Raw genomic sequence first — 17,931 nt, forward strand, 5'->3', positions numbered from 1 at the left:
AGGCATCGCAGCAGCCTATTCGTCCGCGTGCTTGAGGATGGACTTCAACAGCCCCGGAAAGCGCGCGTTGATGTCGGCCACGCGCACGGCGTTGCGATGCTCGACGCCCTGCTTGGTGGTGTGGATCAGGCCCGCCTCGCGCAGCACGCGGAAATGATTCGACAGCGTCGACTTCGCCATGTCCGGGCACGGCGCCGCCGCCGTACACGACATGCAATCCTTCTGGCCGATCAGGCTCTTGACGATCATCAGCCGCGCCGGATCGGCCAGCGCGGCGAGCACGCCGGCCAGCGTGATGTCCTGCCTCGCGGGATGAACGAACTGCACCATAAAAATAATATAGGACGCACCTTGAACTGGTTCAATAGTTCAATATTTCGGAACTATTGGATAATTGATCCAAGAGAGACATCAGGCAGGATAAAGGGAACAGGACATGACGAAGAAACTTGAAGGCAAGGTCGCGCTGGTCACCGGCGCATCCAAGGGCATCGGCGCGGAAATCGCGCTTCAGCTCGCAGAGGAAGGCGCCAGCGTTGCCGTCAACTACGCGTCGAGCAAGCAGGGTGCGGACGATGTGGTGGCGAAGATCAAGGCCAGGGGCGGCAAGGCCGTGGCCGTGCACGGCAACCTCTCCGAGGCGAAGGCCGCGAAGTCTGTCGTGGCGGACACGGTGAAGGCGCTCGGGCCGATCGACATTCTGGTCAACAACGCCGGCGTCTACGAGTTCGCCCCGCTCGAGGCCATCACGCCGGAGCACTTCCACAAGCACTTCGACCTGAACGTGCTGGGCCTGCTGCTGGTCTCGCAGGAAGCCGTGCAGCACTTCAATGCGAACGGCGGCAGTATCGTCAACATCTCGTCGGGCGTCTCGACCATCGCGCCTCCGGGCTCGGCGGTCTACACCGCGACCAAGGCGTCGGTGGACGCCATCACGTCGGTGCTGTCGAAGGAGCTCGCCGCGAAGAAGATCCGCGTCAACGCGGTCAATCCCGGCATGATCGTCACCGAAGGCGTGAAGTCCGCGGGCTTCCATGAAGGCGAGCTGCGCACCTGGATCGAAACCGCCACCCCGATGGGCCGCGTCGGAAAGGTCGAGGAGATCGCCTCGGTCGTCACCTTCCTCGCCTCCGAAGGCGCGTCCTACATCACCGGCGAGACGCTGCACGTGACGGGCGGATTCAAGTAAGCGGCAGCCGACCGGGCGCGGTGCGGCATTCTTCATTGCCGCTCCGCAGACCCGGAATCTCGCTCAGTGAATACGACATGCAAAACCCCGGCAGCGATGCCGGGGTTGATCATGCTGCGGCGATATTGCCGGACCGGGTCAGGGCATCGTCAAAGTCAACGTGCCGCGTCGTGCGCCGCTCGATTGCAGCGATGGCATCCGCAAGTTTTCCCGCTTCAACCGGCCGCGCCATCAGATAGCCCTGCCCTTCATCGCAGCCCTCGCGCGCGAGAAACCGCAGCTGCTCCTCCGTCTCGATGCCCTCGGCAAGGACGGGAATTCCGAGGCTCTTGCCCAGCGCCAGCACGGTCCGCACAATGGCGACGGCAGACATGTTTTCGGGAATTTTACGGACGAACGACTGGTCGAGCTTGATCTTGTCGAACGGAAACGCGTGCAGCGTCGCCAGCGACGAATAACCGGTGCCAAAATCGTCCATCGCGACTGCCACGCCCATGCCCTTCAGTCTGCGAAGAACGTGCATCGCGCTGGTCTGATCCTTCATCAGCGACGATTCGGTGATCTCGACTTCAAGCCGCGATGGAGAAAGACCTGTTTCCAGCAGGATCGTGTGAATGGTTTCCACCAGATCGGGCTGTTTGAGCTGAACCGGTGACAGATTGACGGCCACGACGCCCGGAACCTTGCCCTCGGCGGCATCGCGACAGGCGGTTCTCAAGGCCCAGATGCCCATCGGAATGATCAGTTCGGATTCCTCGGCAAGCGGGATGAATTCTCCCGGCGAGACGACGCCGCGGGTCGGATGATTCCAGCGCATCAGGGCCTCCGCCCCCCGGATCGATCCGTCCGCCAGGGACGTCTGCAACTGATAGCAGAGGTGAAGCTCGTTGCCCTCGATGGCGGAGTGAAGGTCGCGCGCCAGAGCCCGGCGGTCGCGCGCCGGTTCATCCATCCGCTGATCGTAACGGCCTATCGTTCCCCGCTGGGTGATTTTGCAGCGATGCATGGCGAGCTTCGCGTTGCTCAGCAATTGATCGCGTTCCGGCGTATCGGTCGGGAATATGGCATAGCCGATCGAAGCCGTCAGCTTGACCGGCGTACCCTTTGCATTGAAAGGTTCGCGCAGTGCCGCGCTGATACGCTCTGCGAATTGCTGCGCCGTGACCGGCTGATTTCCGGACATTTGCAGGGCGAGAAACTCATCGCCGCCTTGACGCGCCAGAAATTCTCCGGGCTGCAGAATCCGGCGAATGCGTTCAGCAACCTCGATCAGCACGAGATCTCCGACGCTGTGCCCGAACACATCGTTGACGTCCTTGAACCCGTCGATATCGATGGAGAACGCGGCGAGCTTGTGAGCTTTCTCGTGGGCATCCGAGACATCGAAAGCCAGACGCTCGTTAAACGCGACACGGTTTGGCAGGCCTGTCATCGAGTCGTTGAACGACAATTGATAGATCCGCTCCGCTGCCTCGGTGCGCGACCGCAGATCGATGATGTACGACGAAAAACCGCTGCCGATGACGAGCAGCACCGCGCCGACGACACCGATCGCGAGGGTGTGGGCCGCGACAAGATTCGGCGGCAGGGGGACAGCGCTGTCGGCAATGAAGTGATGAGACGCCAGCAGCGTGTAATGCATGACGCATACGAGAAACGTCATCACGACAGCCGCGCCGTGGCGGCAGTAACGGGTCACGGGCCGGTTCGCCCGGTTGACGGACAAGGCTCCGAGCCCAAGCCCGAAAATGATGCTGATCGCGATGCCGAACCAGTTCCAGGTGACGGTGCCGGCGACGTGCCATCCCTTCAGGCCGACGTAGTGCATGGCCAGAATGCCTGCGCCAACCACCATGCCGCCGAGTTCGGGAGCGAGCGACGGCCGCTTGCGGCTGCCGATTTCAAACCCGAGAGCGCATGAGACGATCGCAATCAGAAGAGCACCCGCGACGGGCGCGAGATCGAAGCCGCTGGGCAACAGCGGCGCCTGAGACAGGATAGAGATGAAGATCGATGCCCAGAGGGCAGCGCCGGTTCCAAGCGAGGCCATGAACAGCCAGCCATAGCGGGTGGCTCCCTCTGTGGCGCGGGCACGGGCGAAATGGCGCATTCCAACCCAGGTGCCGAACAGGCACACGGCGGCGGCAATGAAAATCAACCCGTGATGATAAACGAACAACAGATTTGAATAATTGGACATTGCGAACTCCGGGACTACCAGATCGCATACGTATTAATCCCGCGTTTCGGACGCGTTTCCATGTCCAGAACGTGCAAACAGCCTTTCCAGTCGGTGAAGACGCTGGGGCTCGGGCCGGCTTAACAGCCCCCGAGACAGGAATTATTCACGATGTTTTGCCGCGTTGATGAGGGCGTTTCGCGATTGGTACGCGGCCACCAGCGCGGCCAGGGCGTCGGCCGATGCGATCATTGAGGTGCTGTCGAAGGAGCTGCCGCGCGCAAGATCCGCGTCAGCGCGGTCAATCCGGGCGTGATCGTCAAGGCGTCATGAAGGCGAGCTGCGCACCTGGATCGAAACCGCCATCCCGATGCGCCGCGTCGGCAAGGTCGAGGAAATCGCCTCGGTCGTCGCCTTCCTCGCCTCGGAAGGCGCGTCCTGCATCACCGGCGAAACGCTGCACGTGACCGGCGGGTTTAGATAAGGGGCTGACAGTCCCAACGCCTCTGCGTTTACGGCTTGGGCGACATCCGACTTCTGAGAGAAGCCGTCATTCCGGGCGCGGTGCGGCATTCTTCATGCCGCTCCGCAGACCCGGAATCTCGCTCAGCGATGACGACATGCAAAACCCCGGCAGCGATGCCAGGGTTTTTGTTTGAGGTTGGATTTTGCTGCATGCAGGCAGCTAACAGGAACCCTCGGATCAATTGATGTCAAATGTTGGGATACGCAGGTTGTGGGCTTCCGCAATTTTGATCATCTGAGCCACAACGGCCTCATAGTCTTTCCTGCTTCCGATCTGCGCAACACTCGATTGGATTTGTAACCTTTTATCAGCATCTGTGTACGGGGATATAACTCGCTGCAATTGTTCGAGATGGTTGGCTGCTCGTACCACATAAATCATTCGGATGCTGCTGATTGTAACAAAGCCTGCGGTCAAACAATTCAGGGTGATCAGAGCATAGATTAGCTTCCTACCTTTTGATGTAGTCGCCTCGTCAGTTTCTTTTGCTGATTTCATTTCAGCCCGTAGGCGTGTTAAAAATCCAGGCCGCGTGATAATCAGTGCTATCGCCGCCGTAAAAAACGTGACCCCGAAAACAACTGCTGTCCAGGCTAGCAGTACATAGACGGCTGCACGTTCGTAACTTCCTTTAGCAACTTCAACATACATCCCGTCCCGGACTGACGATATTCCAAGCGTAGCAACATCTAGTAAGAAATCGCCTAATCCTAATACCACCGGCTTAAATACTAGGTCTGAAACTGTACTGGCAAAGCCGCCCAGAATGAGAACTCCAAGAATGCCCAACACCTTTTGCCACGTCAAAAATCTCTTCACTCTTAACCCCCAATATTTTCTATTTTTTGCCCTACTAATTTCTTTTCATCGAAATAGCACAAACTGGCACACCGCATAATCCTACGTATTTGCTGGCACTGATGTTCTTTACTCCGGGCCACCGCACCTTTCGCATCTCGCAGAGAATCTGGCTTCGACGGGATGGATCTGTTGGCCAAAGGACATCTCTCCTTCCGCGCATTCACCGCTTGATATTCTTTTGATTTAGGACTATATTCCTTCTCGCCCCGCCCCGTTATGAGGGGCGTTTCGCGATCGTCACGATACGCGGGGCGGGATGCGGTGGCCGCGTGCGGCGTCAGATCCGGCACATGAAAAGTGCGCCGGATGACGACAGCGCAGCTCGCGGACGGTTGAAGTCGTGTGGTCCTGGCGCCGCGATGCTGGCGTCGAACGGAGACATCGAGCCGTCGCTTCGTTCGCGAAGAAGGCGGAAGATCGTAGTTTCCAGAACGGTGGCGAAAGAGCCCGTCCACCGGGGAGAGCGCGAAACAGGCCGTTCCAACCATCGCGTGCGGAACGCCGGATGCCTCCGGCGTGACCGTGGCGACTACGCTCGTGTGCTTTTCACTTTTGCACACGGGGCTGCGGATGCGCTTGCGCATCCGGCGTTCCGCGCGCCCTCACTCAGGGCGAGGCGATGAAAGAGTTTCGGGCGCCCCCGCGCCGTCACAACAACAGGGGCGATGGCGCGTGCCTGCCGGCGCGGGTTGTCTTTTGCGCGAACGGGGCAAGCCCCGCGCGCGGGCTGTTTGAATCGGTGGATCTGAAATGCAACGGATCGTCATCCTGAGGTGCGAGCGCTTGCGAGCCTCGAAGGATGACAACGACGCGAACCGTGCATCCTTCGAGGCTCGCCGCAAACGCGGCTCGCACCTCAGGATGACGCGGACACGCCATGTTGCCCCACCCTCGATGTCCTCCCCGCGAAGGCGGGGACCCATAACCACTAAGCGTTGTGATGACGAAGGAAAGAGTTGTCCCGCTCCCAACAACACGATGGTTCAGGGAGTATGGGTCCCCGCCTTCGCGGGGACGACCGGAGAGCGATCACGCCTCACGCGGGAATGAAGCCCCCGCGCCTTGCCCTCCCGTGAGCCCGCCGGATAAGATGCGCGGCTTTTCACAAACCCTGTATTTCGCGGATTTTCGGGAACGTTGAGCACCATGCGCCGGACTGATCTTGAGGTGTTGCGTATCGCATTGTGTGCGGCTGTCATCCTGGCGCACGCGCTCATCATTTTCTCGGCGGACCCCAACTATCACATCAAGAGCGCGGAGCCGTCGCAGTTCGCCACCCTCGCGACCGAGTTCATCCGCATCTCGGCGATGGCGACGTTCTTCACCATCGCGGGCTATACGGCGGTGGCCTCGCTGCGTTCGCGCGGGCCGCTGGAATTCGCCAGGACCCGCGTGGTGCGGCTGTTCGTTCCGCTGCTCTTCGGGGTCGTGACCTCCGGCACCATCATCAAATACATCGAGATGATGCAGGGCCGCGATTTCGGCTTCCACGGCCTGCGCAAGGCCCGCACCCTGCAGCAGATGCTCGATGTCGACCCCAGCGTCCCGCTCGGCTTTTTCGATTTCTTCCCGCGCAATCTCGGCATCCTGAACCTGCTGACATGGTCGCATCTCTGGTTCCTCGGCTACCTCCTCATCATCTCGCTGATGCTTCTGCCGCTGCTGGTGCTGCTGGCGCGCCGCGCGCCGGACCCGTCGAAGCTGAATGCCGCGGTGCTGTTTCTGCCCGCGCTGCCGCTCGGCCTCTATCTCGCGGCGTTTGACGGCTACTGGCCGTTCCTGCCGAACCTGATCGGCGACTGGACCAACTTCTTTTACTTCGCGATGTATATGACGTTCGGCGCCATGATCGCGGCATGGCCGGGGATCGACGTGCAGTTACGCGCGCAGGCGCCGCGCTTCGCCGTCCTGATGGCGCTGGCCTTCGCCGGCGTGGCGTATTTCGGCGTCTCCACGCCGGGACGCGTGTTTGTCGGACTGACGGCGTGGTTCTGCGTCTGCGCCGCGCTCGGCTTCGCCATTCGCTTCAAGCCCGCCGTCGCCACGCCGGCGCTGACATACCTCGCCGCGGCCACGCTGCCGGTCTACATCATCCACCATGCGGTGCTGCTGCTGATCGGCGTCGAGGTGATGAACCTGCCGCTGCCGGTCTGGAGCAAGGTTACGGTGATCCTGCTCGCGACCATCGCGGTTTCGCTGGCGATATATCACTGGCTGATCCGGCCATGGCGGCCGATGCGCTGGCTGCTCGGCATGAGCACCGCGCCCGCCGCCGTGTCCCGTGCGCCGGACAGCGCAGCGGCGAAGCCCGCGCTGTCGCAATGATGCAGGTCCTACGCGCGGTTACATGCTCGCGACGACGACCAGGCGGCGCACTTCGCCGCGCTGATAGGCTTTCAGGAATGCGTTGTAGTCCTTGAACGACACGCAGCCGTTGGAATCGCCGTTCGGCCCGAGCATGTAGGTGTGCGCAAGGAGTCCGGTGCGGCCGTGGATCGCGCCCTCGCCGCCCACCGGCGTCAGCCGCAGCGCCGCCACGCCATGAAACAGCGATTCGCGCGGCTTGAGCGTGTAGATGTGCGGCGGCGTCGCGCCGTGCATGCGGACATTGACGTAGCGCGGATCGTCCAGCTTCGATCCGAGGCCGGAATGCGCCTCCAGCTTCGAGCCGTCCGGCATGTACACGGTGCGCGCGGTGATGTCGTAGATCGCGGTGAGCTTGTCGTCTTCGCTCGAACCCGCCGGGGTTGCCGAGGTGCCATCGTTCATCACGCCGCCATCGGAGCCGGCATAGGCTAGCACGGGACCCGGCGCGGGTGTCTTGCCGAACAGTTTGTCGAACAGGCTCGGCGTCTTGGAGGCCATCGCCGCGAGCGCGGCGTTCTTCGCCCGCTCTACCATCTCGGAGTGGCCGGGCTTGACGCGGGGCTGCTGCGCGAACTTGAAGTCGCCCGGGCGCGAAGCCGGAAGCGGAATGCTGGCGACGCGCGCAGGTGTCGTCGGCGGCAGCGCGACATCGGGCGCCCTGGCGATCTCCGCCCGCGACGGGCCCGGCTTCGGCGTGTCGGGCGCAGCGACGACGGTCGGCTTGAACGTCACCGGCGGCGCGCCGAGCGAATGGGTCACGTCCATCAGCGCGGCGTAGTTCTTCTGCTCGACGGTGAGTGCGGGCGGCTCGTCGGCGGCAACATCGGTGAGCGCGGTAAAGCGATCGGCAAACGCCTGCTGGTCGAGGCCGGGGCCTGCGGGGACGAACACGACACGCGCATCGCGCGACGCCAATTCATAGCCGGTGCCGAATGGGTTGCTGCCGAACACATTGCTGTAGAGCGTCCAGCCGCAGGCAAGCGTCACGAACGCAATCGCTGCGCCGCCTGCAATATTCAAAGGGCTGGAGGTTCTCTTGGAACGTCCGTGGTGATGGGCCGTGAAGCCGGTACGCGCGACAGAACTGGTACTCATACGCCTTGCATCCAGAACAATCCCACCTTGTTCCGCTGGCTGCATTCGGCAGTTCACGCGCGAACAGCGCATGCGAAAGCGAGCCAGCGTCAGTTGCCTTGCGGAGCTTGGAGTTCCCCACGCGACATCTCGCAAAGGTGCGGAGCGGCATTAAGGCGGCATTTAGTTAAATGCGGATTAAGTGAGGGCAGATGTAAGGCAGACCCTCAGACCAGCCGGGTTCCATCAATCCTCGTCGTCATCGGGCGGCGGCGGAGGCGCTTTCCGGGACGGCTGTTGCGCGGACCGCGGCTGGTTCGCCGCGCGCGGCGGATTGAACACCGCATAACAAGCCGGGCTGAGCCGCGGGCCCGCGTTCCGCAGACAAGTCTCGACACGGCCGCCGTCGGGGATGAACTGTCCGCACAGGCGCATGGCATCCGGCGTGCAGGCCTCGCGCTCCTGCTCGGTTCCCTGCGCGAAGCACGGCTGCACGCAGACAACGACGGCCAACGCAACAAAACCGGCAACCTTCCCCATGGACCGCCTCCCTGGATAGATCGATGGTAGTGAGCCAACGCATCGGCCGTCAAAGCCGTTCCCGCATCATTTCTCCGCATCGCGCGCAAATAATGAGCGCGCGGCGGCAACGTTTGGGAAGCAACGGAACGCGGATTTTATTGATGTCCGCCGAGCTCGGGCGCCGGCGAGCGGTCGAGCGTCTCGCCTTTCACGCCGTCGAGCAGGTCGACCTGGTAGGTCTCGAAGCCGACGCCGCTGCGCTTGCGGGTGAGTTCGGCCAGTTTCTCGGAGCGGACATACCTCGCGCGGTAATACGGACTGGAATCCACCGGACCAATCAGCAGCGCTTTGCCCTTCAGCAGATTCGCATCCGGCTCCTGCATGAAAGTCCAGCGATAGCGCTGCTGGAACTGCGCGACACATGTCCCCTTCGGCAGATAGAACATCATCCATGACGTGGTGCCGTAGTCCGCCGCCAGCACGCAGCTTGCATTTTGTTTGATGCGAAGCGCTTCGATCTCCCTGGCCAGTTCAGGCCAGCCGACCCCGACGCTGCGCACGGTGGCATCGCGGCGGAAGCCGGTGAGCAGCCCGGTGTTGGTCTGGACGATCAAAACCACGAACAAAGTTACGCCGATCGGCAGCGCGAAACGGCGCGACCAGTTCACCGTACGCTGCTCGCGCGCCTTCCATGTCGTGCCCCACACGGCGAATGCGGCTGCGATCGCGAATGCCGGATAGATCGGTCCGAGCCAATTGGCCTCCACGCGGGCGTGCAGCGAGTGCCAGACGAAGTAGAGAAAGATCATCCAGACGCTGATGTTGATCAGCGTGGCGCTTGCAGCGTTCGCCGCCCTGCCCCGCGCCAGCGCGTAGAGGCCGAGCACACCAAGAATGAATACGGACGGCGTTGCGAATGCGAACTGCGTCGGAATCATTTCGCCGAGATATTTGAGCGTCATATCCGCGACGCGCGCGCGGCCAAGCTGCTTGATGAACGACACCCATTGATGATCGGCATTCCACAGGATCACCGGTGAGAAGATCGCAACGGCGACGATGCCGCCGGCATAAAGCCACGGCGATGCCAGCCACCGCCGCTGGTCCTTCATCAGCACCAGCCACAGCAGGATCTGCGCGCCGAAAAACAGCGCAGTGTATTTCGAGAGCAGTCCGAAGCCCGCCGCTGCGCCGACGCCAAGCCACCAGATACCGCGGCCGGTCTCCAGAATTTTTGCGAGGAAGTACAGGACAAAGGCCGATGCCACCATCAGCGGCGCATCCGGCGTCACGATGGTGGTGCCTACCGACGCCATCAGGGTGGCGTTGAGCAGGATCGTCGCCGTCGCGGCGATCCGCGCATCATCGAACAGAATCCGCGCGGCGCGATAGACCGCCCAGCTCATCGGCAGCGCCAGCAGGATCGATACCAAGCGAACACCGAATTCCGTGTCACCCGCGATCATCGTGCCGAGCCGGATCACCACCGCGACCATCGACGGATGATCGTAGTACCCGCCGGCCAGATGCTTCGACCATGTCCAGTAGTACGCCTCGTCAAAGGTCAGCGGCGTGAACGCCGCCGCGACCAGACGAAGCAGCACCAGCGCGGCCACGGTGAAAGCCGCACCGCGCGCCAGTTTCGTCTCGGAGATCATTTTGCGCGCCAGACGAAGAGACTGGACACGCCGTAGTTCCAGACCACGCCCATCAGCGCCCCCGCCGCGCCCGCGAGCCACCAGATCGGCTCCTGATCGAACACGGTCGCCGCAACGCCGACATTGGCGAGAAGCCCGACGCTGCAAACGAGATAGAACAGCAGGAGACCGCGAATGAGAGCACCGCCCTTCAGGCGCTGGTCGCGATAGGTGAGCTGGTTGTTGAGCAGAAAGTTTCCGGTCATCGCGACAAACGCAGCGACGCCTTGAGCTTCGGCGAACGGGACGTTGAGCGCAAGCGACGTGTACAGCGTGGCGAAGTGAACGAAGAGACCGATTGCACCGACCAGCGCGAACAGCAGGAAGCGCAGCGACACCAGATCGCCGGTCAGCTTGGCCAGCACGAGACCGAGGAAGTCCAGCACGACCAGTGAATCCAGTTTGCTCTCGCCGTGCTGGCGCGCGCCGAACGAAAACGGCACCTCGACCACGCGGAGCTTTCCGCCGGCAGTCGCCACGATATCCAGCAGGATCTTGAACCCCTGCACGGACAGCGACGGCGCAAGCTGCTCGAACCGTTCGCGCCGGATCATGAAAAACCCGCTCATCGGGTCGGCGATTTCGACATGCAGCAGCTTCTTTGCGATGTTGGTCGCAAGCACGCTGCCGCCAAGGCGCGCACTCCCGAAACTGCCGGTGTCGCCGCCGCTGACATAACGGCTGCCGACCACGAGTTCGGCCTGCCCCGATTGCAGCAGTCCGAGCATCTTGGGCAATTGGGTTTCGTCATGCTGAAGGTCGGCGTCCATCACCGCGACATAGGGCGCGCTTGAGGCCAGGATGCCTTCGATACAGGCGCCGGACAGCCCGCGACGGCCGATCCGGCGAATGCACCGAACCCGGGTGTCGGTCTGGGCCAGTTGACGCGCAACCTCCCATGTCCCGTCGGGAGAATTGTCATCGACGAAGATGACCTCCCACGCGATGCCGGACAGCGCGGCGTCCAGCTTCGCAAAAAGCTTGGGAACGTTGTCGCGCTCTTTGAAAGTCGGCACCACGACACACAATTGACGTGCAGGTGCTGCCCCGGGTGAGATGGCCTCAGTCATGGAGCCAGCGTATATCCGGGGGACCGGACGATGCCAAGACGCCCTGCCGGGACGCGATTTCGATGCGATAATGGCTGGAAATCGGGTGGCCCGGGCATTCAGGGGTCCAGAAATGCCAACGACCACGGAGGGAAACCAGTGAGAGAATCAAGTCTGCGCGTACATCCGGCGCGCTCAACTTCTCACGGTTCTTCTCGTGGTCGTCCCGGCAATGGAGCGGAAGCTGCAACATTGCCGATAGAAACGAGATAGGTACGCAACCGGCGTTCCGCAAGGGTCTCCAAGGGAAACGGGAAATGGCTAAGAAATCAGGTCAAATTCATATCGGGATCGGCGGCTGGACCTTCGCGCCCTGGCGGGGCGTGTTCTATCCGGAGAAGCTGACCCAAGCGAAAGAACTGTCCTACGCCGCCTCCAAGCTGACCTCGATCGAGATCAACGGCACCTATTACGGCTCGCAGAAGCCGGAAAGCTTCCGCAAATGGGCCAGCGAGGTCCCGGACGGCTTTGTCTTCTCGGTCAAGGGCCCGCGGTTCGCCACCAACCGCCGCGTGCTGGCTGAGGCCGGGGATTCCATCAAGAGGTTCTACGATTCCGGCGTCACGGAAATGGGCGACCGGCTAGGCCCCGTGCTGTGGCAGTTTGCGCCGACCAAAAAATTCGACGAAGCCGACTTCGGCGCCTTTCTTGACCTGCTGCCACGCAAGTTCGACGGCCTCACCCTGCGCCATGTGGTCGAAGTGCGAAATGACAGTTTCTGCACGCCGGCGTTCATCGCGCTGCTGCGCAAACATAACGTCGCGGTGGTCTACGCCGATCATGCGAAGTATCCGGCGATCGCAGACATAACCTCCGATTTCGTTTACGTCCGCCTCCAAACCGGCAAGGATACGGTGAAGACCGCCTACCCGCCCAAGGAACTGGATGCATGGGCGAAGCGATTGACGTTGTGGGCGCAGGGCAGCGAGCCGGATGACCTTGCCCGCTCCGACAAGACGCCGCCGAAGAAAGAACCCCGCGATGTATTCGCCTATGTGATCCACGAGGGGAAAATCCGGGCTCCGGCTGGGGCGATGGAATTGATCGAGCGCGTGACGTGAGCGAACGAGGACGGGAGACAGCATGGCCAAAGCCAAAAAGCTCTTCACTATCGGCTACGAACAAACGCCGCCGAAGGCAGTTCTCGATGAACTGCAACACGCGGGCGTGAAGCTCCTCGTCGACGTGCGGGCGATCGCATCATCGCGCCGTCCCGGCTTCTCGAAGACCCAGCTTGCCGCTGGTCTTGATGAGCGCGGCATATCCTACGTCCATCTGCGGGGCCTCGGCACACCGAAGGATGGCCGCGAAGCCGCGCGCAGCGGCGACATGAAGGCGCTGTCGAAAATCTATCACGCGCATCTGAAAACCCCGCAGGCGCGCGCGGAGATGGATGAGCTTGCGGCACTGGTGATGAAAGCCGGACCGGTCTGTATTCTCTGTTACGAGCGCGATCACACAGCCTGCCATCGCAAGTTCATTGCCGAGATCATTGAGGACCGCGAAGGCGTGAAGATCGAAAACCTGGTCGCCCCGCAGTTCTGAGTTATCCACAGGCTGGCGGAAAATTTTTCCAGCCCGTTCACGGCGCGTTCCCGCTCGTTCGCTAGACGAACTCCCCCTTTGACGCTCTAATCACGAGGCATTTTTACGTAAGTATTTTTGTGTCCGGGGCTTGGGGGCTCCATGCGTTGCGTTGGAAGGGTGCGCGCGTTTTGCGTCGCCGCCGCCGCGTTGCTTTGCGGAGGCTCTCCAACTGCGGCCGATCCCCTGAATGATCTTCTGCTGCCACCGGCCAGCGCTCTCAGCGGCGGCGCATATCCCGAGAAGTTTCTCTATTTCAGCGGGTTCGATCTCTGGCGGAGTGGCGGCTCTTTCTACGGCGGCCTTCAGTGGGCACCCGGTGGCCTCAATCAGGATGGCTTCACCCTCAAGCTGCTCCTTGCGCAAAGCAGCTACCGTTATCTCGCCGGCAGCAACAACATTCGCGGAACTGGACTGCTCGGCGCCGTCCTGCCGGGCTGGCGGATCAAGCGCGGCGACTTCGAAATCAAGGTCTTCGCCGGTCCCGATGTCCAGAACCATCGCTATTCTCCGGACGATCCAGGAAACGGTCTGCGCGGCAATCATGTCGGACTGCGTGTCGCCGCGGACCTGTGGTGGGAGCCGACAGCGACAATGATGCTGGCATCGTCGATCTCCGGCTCGACCATCGGCAACAGCTTCGGTGTGCGCGGCGCTGCCGGCTGGCGCGTCATGGATCGGTTCTGGGCGGGACCCGAAGTGGAAACGTCGGGGGATGCGGTCTATCGGCAGTACCGGATCGGCGCCCACCTGACATCGTTCAAAATGTCGGCTTTCGAGTGGTCGCTCGGCGCAGGCTATGTCCAGGACAACAGCCATCGCTCCGGAGTCTATGGGCGCATCGGTGTGCTCACGCGCCGGTAGCGCAGGTCTGGACTTTGGTCGATTCCAAACCTAAGGACCGTTGAAGCGGCCAAATCGGAAACCGGCAACCGCGTAACCGGTCAACCCAGACGCCAGACCGCCATCGGCTGTTCGTAGCCTTTCACCGCGACCTCGCCGAGCGAGACCGCGTCGGCGCATGCTGCGCCGAGAGATTCGCGGACGGCCGACGAGATCAGAAACTGCGAATGGTGTATTCCTCGCGCCGCGGCGATCCGATATTGCCTTACACGTCGGCCAGCGGCCTCAATCCAAAGTGCGCCGGAATCGCGTGACAGCGATGCTCATGGCGACCAGCACCAGCACGCACAGAGCGATGGCGTCATACTGCAGGTTCTCCAGCGACGCGCCTTTCAGCATGATGGCGCGGACGATGCGGATGTAGTGGGTCAGCGGGAGCGCCTCGCCGATCCATTGCGCCCAGACCGGCATGCCCGCGAATGGAAACATGAATCCGGACAGAAGAATGTTCGGCAGGAAGAACATCATCGACATCTGCATCGCCTGAAGCTGGTTCTGCGCAATGGTCGAGAACGTGTAGCCGATCGACAGATTGGCCGCGATGAACAGTGTCGAGAGCAGCGCCAGCATCCACAAGCTGCCGAGGATCGGCACCTGGAACAGGAAGTAGCCGATGCCGATGATGATGGTGGCCTGGAGAAAACCAACCAGCACGTAGGGAATGATCTTGCCGAGCATCACCTCCACCGGAGTGATCGGCATCGCCAGCAGGTTTTCCATGGTGCCGCGTTCGATTTCGCGCGTCACCGACAGCGCGGTAAAGATCAGCATCGTCATGGTCAGGATCGTCCCGACCAGACCCGGCACGATGTTCAGCCGCGACTCCGCCGCCGGATTATAGCGGGCATGGGCGCGGATTTCGAACGGCATCGAAGGCGGATCGCCGGCGTAAAGATCATGCTTGAGGGCCGACTGCGCGATCTGCCCCAGCGCGCCGAGCGCAGAGCCGGACGCTACAGGGTCAGTGGCGTCCGCCGCCACCAGCAGCGCGGGCTTGTCGCCGCGCCGAACGGCGCGCTCGAAGCCGCGCGGGATCTCGACCCCGAACAGTACCTTGCCGGACTCGAGCAGACTGTCGAATTCAGCGACAGTGTGAACCTCGCGCGTGAAGCGGAAATAGGCGGTGTTCTGCAGCGCCTTCAGGATCGAGCGTCCGAGGTCGCTGTCCTCCTGCAACAGCACGGCGGTCGGCAGATTGCGCGGCGTGGTATTGATGGCATAGCCGAACAGCAGGAGTTGCATGATCGGCAGCATCACGATCATCGCGAACGAGACTCTGTCGCGGCGGAGCTGAAGGAACTCCTTCACCAGCATCGCATAGGTGCGCTGCCAGAAGCCGCGCGCGCCGCCGTTGCTTGTTTCGGTTGCGCTCATTGGAAGTTATCCTTCGAGCGGCTCATCAACTCAATGAAGACATCTTCGAGCGATGGTTCGGATTTGTGCCACGTCGTATCGCCGCCAGACCTGTATGGCGCGATTGCGTCCTCAAGCGCTGCCGCATTGCGTCCCGACACATGCAGACTGGTGCCGAACGGCGCGACCATATCGACCCCAGGCTTGCCGGTGAGATCGGCAGTCAGCTTGTTCAATCCCTCGCCGGTCACGGTGTAGGTCGTCAGCGCCGACTTCGCGATGACGTCTTCGACGGTGCCGTGCACCAGCAGGTTGCCGTAGGCGATATACGCGATCTCGTGGCATCGCTCGGCCTCGTCCATGTAGTGCGTTGAGACCAGCACCGTGAGCCCTTCCGCCGCCAGCGCATGGATCTCGTTCCAGAATTCGCGCCGCGCCTTGGGATCGACACCGGCAGTCGGCTCGTCGAGCAACAGCAACTGCGGACTTGGCAATGTGCACGCGCCCAGCGCAAGCCGCTGCTTCCAGCCGCCGGACAGTTCGCCGGCAAGCTGTTCTTCGCGCCCCGACAGCCCGATCCGCTTGATCATCTCGCGCGCCGCGCCGCGCGGGTCCGGCACGCCGTAAAGCCGCGCGACGAACTCCAGGTTCTCGCGCACCGACAGGTCCTGATAGAGGCTGAAGCGCTGCGTCATGTAGCCTACGCGCCGCTTGATCTTGTCGGCATCGCGCCGGATGTCGTAGCCGAGGCATGTCCCCTCGCCGCTGTCCGGCGTCAGCAGGCCGCAGAGCATGCGGATGGTCGTGGTTTTTCCTGAGCCGTTGGGACCGAGAAATCCGTAGATCGAGCCGCGCTTCACCTGCATCGACAGGTCGTGCACCACCTCACGGCCATTGAACGATTTCGACAGGCCATGGACCTCGATCGCGATACCGGATTGTGCGGTGTCGGTGCTCACGGCGTCTTGCCGTCTGTGAAGATGCTGACCGGCTGACCGACGCGCAGGCTATCCGGTTTGTTCGGCCGCGCCTGGATCAGATAGACCAGCTTCGAGCGCTCATCGAGACTGTAGATCACGGGCGGCGTGTATTCCGCCATGGTCGCGATAAAGTAGATCTTCGCGGTCAGATCGCTGGCGCAACCGTCGCATGTCACGCGAACGTCCTCGCCGACCTTCAACTTCGGCAACTCGGGCTCCGGCACGAAGAAGCGAACCTTCATGTTGCCGGGCGGCAGGATCGACACCACCGGCTTCTGCGCGGGAACGGTTTCGCCCTCACGGAAATAGATCTGCTGGATCGTGCCGGCGATGGGCGCGTTCATGCGCCGGCGCGCCAGCCGCGTCTGCGATGTGTTCACCTGTGCCTCGGCAACGCGCAGCCCGGCCAGCGCGGAATCGAAATTGGCCTGTGTGCCGGAGCCGGTCTTGCTCAGAGACGCCGCGCGATCGTAGGCCTGCTGCGCGTTGGCGAGCGTGGCATTGCTCTGGTTCAGCGCGGCCTGCTGAAGATCGTCATCGACGGCATAGAGCGGCATGCCGACCTCGACCTTGTCGCCCTCACGGACATTGAGTTTGACCACACGCCCCTGCTCGTCCGGGCTGACGAAGATCATGTCGGCCTCGACCCATCCCTGATAGCCGGGATTTTTGGAATCCCAGCAACCGGCCAGACTTATCGAGGCCAGCAAAAGCACGAGGCCCCGTGAAATGCTTCGCGACGCAATCATGTCGCTTTCCCTTCATTGAAAATCAGATCGAGATGAACCCGCAGCATCGCGGCAACATCGAGCGGTGCCTGCTTGCCGAAAAGACCTTGCCAGATCACCGCAACAACCAGCGGCCCGACCAGAAGTTGCGGAAATTCCGCCAGCCCCGGGTTACGGATTTCACCGCGTGCGACGCCGTATTCGATCAGCTTGCGCATTCCGGCGATGCCGTGTGCAACCACCTCGCGGTAGTAGAATTCCGCAAGCTGCGGGAAGCGCGTGCCTTCGGAAATAATCATCCGCACGATATCGGCGCGTTTTGTGCCGATGACATCGCGGGCAAACGTCTCGGCCAATGATTCGATCGCCGCGCGCGCCGATCCTGCGCCCGCCCCGATCTGCGGATTCGAAATCCGTGTGATCAATGGTCCGAGCGCGGTGCGCACCAGTTCCTGAAACAGCGCTTCCTTGTCCTTGAAGTGCAGATAGATCGTGCCTTTGGCGACACCCGCGCGCCTGGCCACATCGTCGAGGCGCGTTGCGGCAAAGCCCTTCGCGGTGAATTCATCGAGACCTGCTGCGATGATCGCAGCCCGCCGCTCGGTCGCGCCGACCGCGCGCTTTGACGGGCGCGATGGCGCAGTGCGATCTGCGGACGCGCGCGTTCGCGCACCGCGCGCGGGTTCATCTTTGACGAGACGGGTGCTGATCAGAGGTCGTTTTGCCATTCCTTGAATATGACTGACTGGTCAGTCATATTCAAGGATAAAGACAATCGTTTTAAGAAATCGCACAAGTCATTGAATTATAAGAATATTACACAGGAGACTTGGCCGCCTCGGGCAACGGCAAGGCCGCG

General features: G+C 61.9%; 16 protein-coding genes and 2 pseudogenes. 6 read left to right on the top strand and 12 right to left on the bottom strand.

The genetic code is table 11. The annotated features are described in order from the left end of the window. Nucleotides 1-15 precede the first annotated feature (15 nt). Nucleotides 16-330 (bottom strand): ArsR/SmtB family transcription factor, encoded by a 315-nt coding sequence (locus AC1RM7_RS06475; protein WP_024919030.1) that lies wholly within the window; start codon nt 328-330, stop codon nt 16-18. 106 nt (nt 331-436) lie between these two features. On the opposite strand from AC1RM7_RS06475, the gene AC1RM7_RS06480 reads away from it, so the two are divergent. Then, nucleotides 437-1,189, top strand: coding sequence for an SDR family NAD(P)-dependent oxidoreductase (locus tag AC1RM7_RS06480; protein ID WP_024919029.1), 753 nt, complete (start codon nt 437-439; stop codon nt 1,187-1,189). A gap of 109 nt (nt 1,190-1,298) precedes the next feature. Here AC1RM7_RS06480 and AC1RM7_RS06485 read toward each other — a convergent pair whose 3' ends face one another. Then, nucleotides 1,299-3,389: a putative bifunctional diguanylate cyclase/phosphodiesterase gene (locus AC1RM7_RS06485; protein ID WP_024919028.1), complete on the bottom strand. Its 2,091-nt coding sequence runs from the start codon at nt 3,387-3,389 to the stop codon at nt 1,299-1,301. 190 nt (nt 3,390-3,579) lie between these two features. Here AC1RM7_RS06485 and AC1RM7_RS06490 point away from each other — a divergent pair. Then, nucleotides 3,580-3,852, top strand: a pseudogene (locus AC1RM7_RS06490) (SDR family oxidoreductase); the annotation flags it as partial. 219 nt (nt 3,853-4,071) lie between these two features. Here AC1RM7_RS06490 and AC1RM7_RS06495 read toward each other — a convergent pair. Beyond that, entirely contained in the window at nt 4,072-4,713 is a 642-nt protein-coding gene (locus AC1RM7_RS06495; protein WP_152544098.1) for a hypothetical protein, read from the bottom strand. A gap of 1,188 nt (nt 4,714-5,901) precedes the next feature. Between AC1RM7_RS06495 and AC1RM7_RS06500 the strand changes: the two genes are divergently transcribed. Further along, nucleotides 5,902-7,080 carry an acyltransferase family protein gene (locus AC1RM7_RS06500; protein ID WP_024919026.1) on the top strand — a complete coding sequence of 393 codons (1,179 nt, stop codon included), beginning with the start codon at nt 5,902-5,904 and terminating at the stop codon, nt 7,078-7,080. Nucleotides 7,081-7,098: 18 nt separating this feature from the next. On the opposite strand, the gene AC1RM7_RS06505 is transcribed toward AC1RM7_RS06500, so the two are convergent. From AC1RM7_RS06505 to AC1RM7_RS06520, 4 genes are all read right to left on the bottom strand, one after another. Beyond that, nucleotides 7,099-8,217 carry a DUF2778 domain-containing protein gene (locus tag AC1RM7_RS06505; RefSeq protein WP_024919025.1) on the bottom strand — a complete coding sequence of 373 codons (1,119 nt, stop codon included), beginning with the start codon at nt 8,215-8,217 and terminating at the stop codon, nt 7,099-7,101. Nucleotides 8,218-8,442: 225 nt separating this feature from the next. Further along, nucleotides 8,443-8,736, bottom strand: a complete 294-nt coding sequence (locus AC1RM7_RS06510) for a hypothetical protein (RefSeq protein ID WP_024919024.1) — start codon at nt 8,734-8,736, stop codon at nt 8,443-8,445. Nucleotides 8,737-8,873: 137 nt separating this feature from the next. Then, entirely contained in the window at nt 8,874-10,376 is a 1,503-nt protein-coding gene (locus tag AC1RM7_RS06515; protein ID WP_024919023.1) for a glycosyltransferase family 39 protein, read from the bottom strand. Continuing rightward, nucleotides 10,373-11,485, bottom strand: a complete 1,113-nt coding sequence (locus AC1RM7_RS06520; protein WP_024919022.1) for a glycosyltransferase — start codon at nt 11,483-11,485, stop codon at nt 10,373-10,375. Before AC1RM7_RS06520 ends, AC1RM7_RS06515 begins: the two co-directional genes overlap by 4 nt. A gap of 296 nt (nt 11,486-11,781) precedes the next feature. On the opposite strand from AC1RM7_RS06520, the gene AC1RM7_RS06525 reads away from it, so the two are divergent. From AC1RM7_RS06525 to bcsS, 3 genes are all read left to right on the top strand, one after another. Further along, nucleotides 11,782-12,585 (top strand): DUF72 domain-containing protein, encoded by an 804-nt coding sequence (locus AC1RM7_RS06525; protein ID WP_024919021.1) that lies wholly within the window; start codon nt 11,782-11,784, stop codon nt 12,583-12,585. A gap of 22 nt (nt 12,586-12,607) precedes the next feature. After that, nucleotides 12,608-13,069: a DUF488 domain-containing protein gene (locus AC1RM7_RS06530; protein ID WP_006021291.1), complete on the top strand. Its 462-nt coding sequence runs from the start codon at nt 12,608-12,610 to the stop codon at nt 13,067-13,069. A gap of 141 nt (nt 13,070-13,210) precedes the next feature. Continuing rightward, the gene (gene bcsS / locus AC1RM7_RS06535; RefSeq protein WP_034459060.1) at nt 13,211-13,972 is read left to right on the top strand and encodes a cellulose biosynthesis protein BcsS; all 762 of its coding nucleotides are present in this window, start codon (nt 13,211-13,213) and stop codon (nt 13,970-13,972) included. Between the two features lie 80 nt (nt 13,973-14,052). Here the strand turns inward: bcsS and AC1RM7_RS06540 are convergent. The 5 genes and pseudogenes from AC1RM7_RS06540 to AC1RM7_RS06560 all read right to left on the bottom strand — a co-directional run. Further along, nucleotides 14,053-14,216 (bottom strand): annotated as a pseudogene (locus tag AC1RM7_RS06540) (adenylate/guanylate cyclase domain-containing protein); the annotation flags it as partial. A 20-nt stretch (nt 14,217-14,236) separates the two neighbouring features. Beyond that, nucleotides 14,237-15,385: an ABC transporter permease gene (locus AC1RM7_RS06545; RefSeq protein WP_024919019.1), complete on the bottom strand. Its 1,149-nt coding sequence runs from the start codon at nt 15,383-15,385 to the stop codon at nt 14,237-14,239. Continuing rightward, on the bottom strand, nt 15,382-16,323 hold the full coding sequence (locus tag AC1RM7_RS06550; RefSeq protein ID WP_024919018.1) for an ABC transporter ATP-binding protein: 942 nt from the start codon (nt 16,321-16,323) through the stop codon (nt 15,382-15,384). Before AC1RM7_RS06550 ends, AC1RM7_RS06545 begins: the two co-directional genes overlap by 4 nt. Then, the gene (locus tag AC1RM7_RS06555; protein ID WP_024919017.1) at nt 16,320-17,093 is read right to left on the bottom strand and encodes an HlyD family secretion protein; all 774 of its coding nucleotides are present in this window, start codon (nt 17,091-17,093) and stop codon (nt 16,320-16,322) included. Before AC1RM7_RS06555 ends, AC1RM7_RS06550 begins: the two co-directional genes overlap by 4 nt. Continuing rightward, entirely contained in the window at nt 17,090-17,800 is a 711-nt protein-coding gene (locus AC1RM7_RS06560) for a TetR/AcrR family transcriptional regulator (RefSeq protein ID WP_024919016.1), read from the bottom strand. Before AC1RM7_RS06560 ends, AC1RM7_RS06555 begins: the two co-directional genes overlap by 4 nt. Between the last annotated feature and the right edge of the window lie 131 nt (nt 17,801-17,931).

It is taken from the genome of Afipia sp. GW822-FHT03D08 (genome assembly GCF_058801645.1).

Bases quoted from the DNA above. Each gene is read 5' to 3' on its own strand.
- AC1RM7_RS06475 (WP_024919030.1), bottom strand. From the start codon at position 330: ATGGTGCAGTTCGTTCATCCCGCGAGGCAGGACATCACGCTGGCCGGC.
- AC1RM7_RS06480 (WP_024919029.1), top strand. From the start codon at position 437: ATGACGAAGAAACTTGAAGGCAAGGTCGCGCTGGTCACCGGCGCATCC.
- AC1RM7_RS06485 (WP_024919028.1), bottom strand. From the start codon at position 3,389: ATGTCCAATTATTCAAATCTGTTGTTCGTTTATCATCACGGGTTGATT.
- AC1RM7_RS06500 (WP_024919026.1), top strand. From the start codon at position 5,902: ATGCGCCGGACTGATCTTGAGGTGTTGCGTATCGCATTGTGTGCGGCT.
- AC1RM7_RS06505 (WP_024919025.1), bottom strand. From the start codon at position 8,217: ATGAGTACCAGTTCTGTCGCGCGTACCGGCTTCACGGCCCATCACCAC.
- AC1RM7_RS06510 (WP_024919024.1), bottom strand. From the start codon at position 8,736: ATGGGGAAGGTTGCCGGTTTTGTTGCGTTGGCCGTCGTTGTCTGCGTG.
- AC1RM7_RS06515 (WP_024919023.1), bottom strand. From the start codon at position 10,376: ATGATCTCCGAGACGAAACTGGCGCGCGGTGCGGCTTTCACCGTGGCC.
- AC1RM7_RS06520 (WP_024919022.1), bottom strand. From the start codon at position 11,485: ATGACTGAGGCCATCTCACCCGGGGCAGCACCTGCACGTCAATTGTGT.
- AC1RM7_RS06525 (WP_024919021.1), top strand. From the start codon at position 11,782: ATGGCTAAGAAATCAGGTCAAATTCATATCGGGATCGGCGGCTGGACC.
- AC1RM7_RS06530 (WP_006021291.1), top strand. From the start codon at position 12,608: ATGGCCAAAGCCAAAAAGCTCTTCACTATCGGCTACGAACAAACGCCG.
- bcsS (WP_034459060.1), top strand. From the start codon at position 13,211: ATGCGTTGCGTTGGAAGGGTGCGCGCGTTTTGCGTCGCCGCCGCCGCG.
- AC1RM7_RS06545 (WP_024919019.1), bottom strand. From the start codon at position 15,385: ATGAGCGCAACCGAAACAAGCAACGGCGGCGCGCGCGGCTTCTGGCAG.
- AC1RM7_RS06555 (WP_024919017.1), bottom strand. From the start codon at position 17,093: ATGATTGCGTCGCGAAGCATTTCACGGGGCCTCGTGCTTTTGCTGGCC.
- AC1RM7_RS06560 (WP_024919016.1), bottom strand. From the start codon at position 17,800: ATGGCAAAACGACCTCTGATCAGCACCCGTCTCGTCAAAGATGAACCC.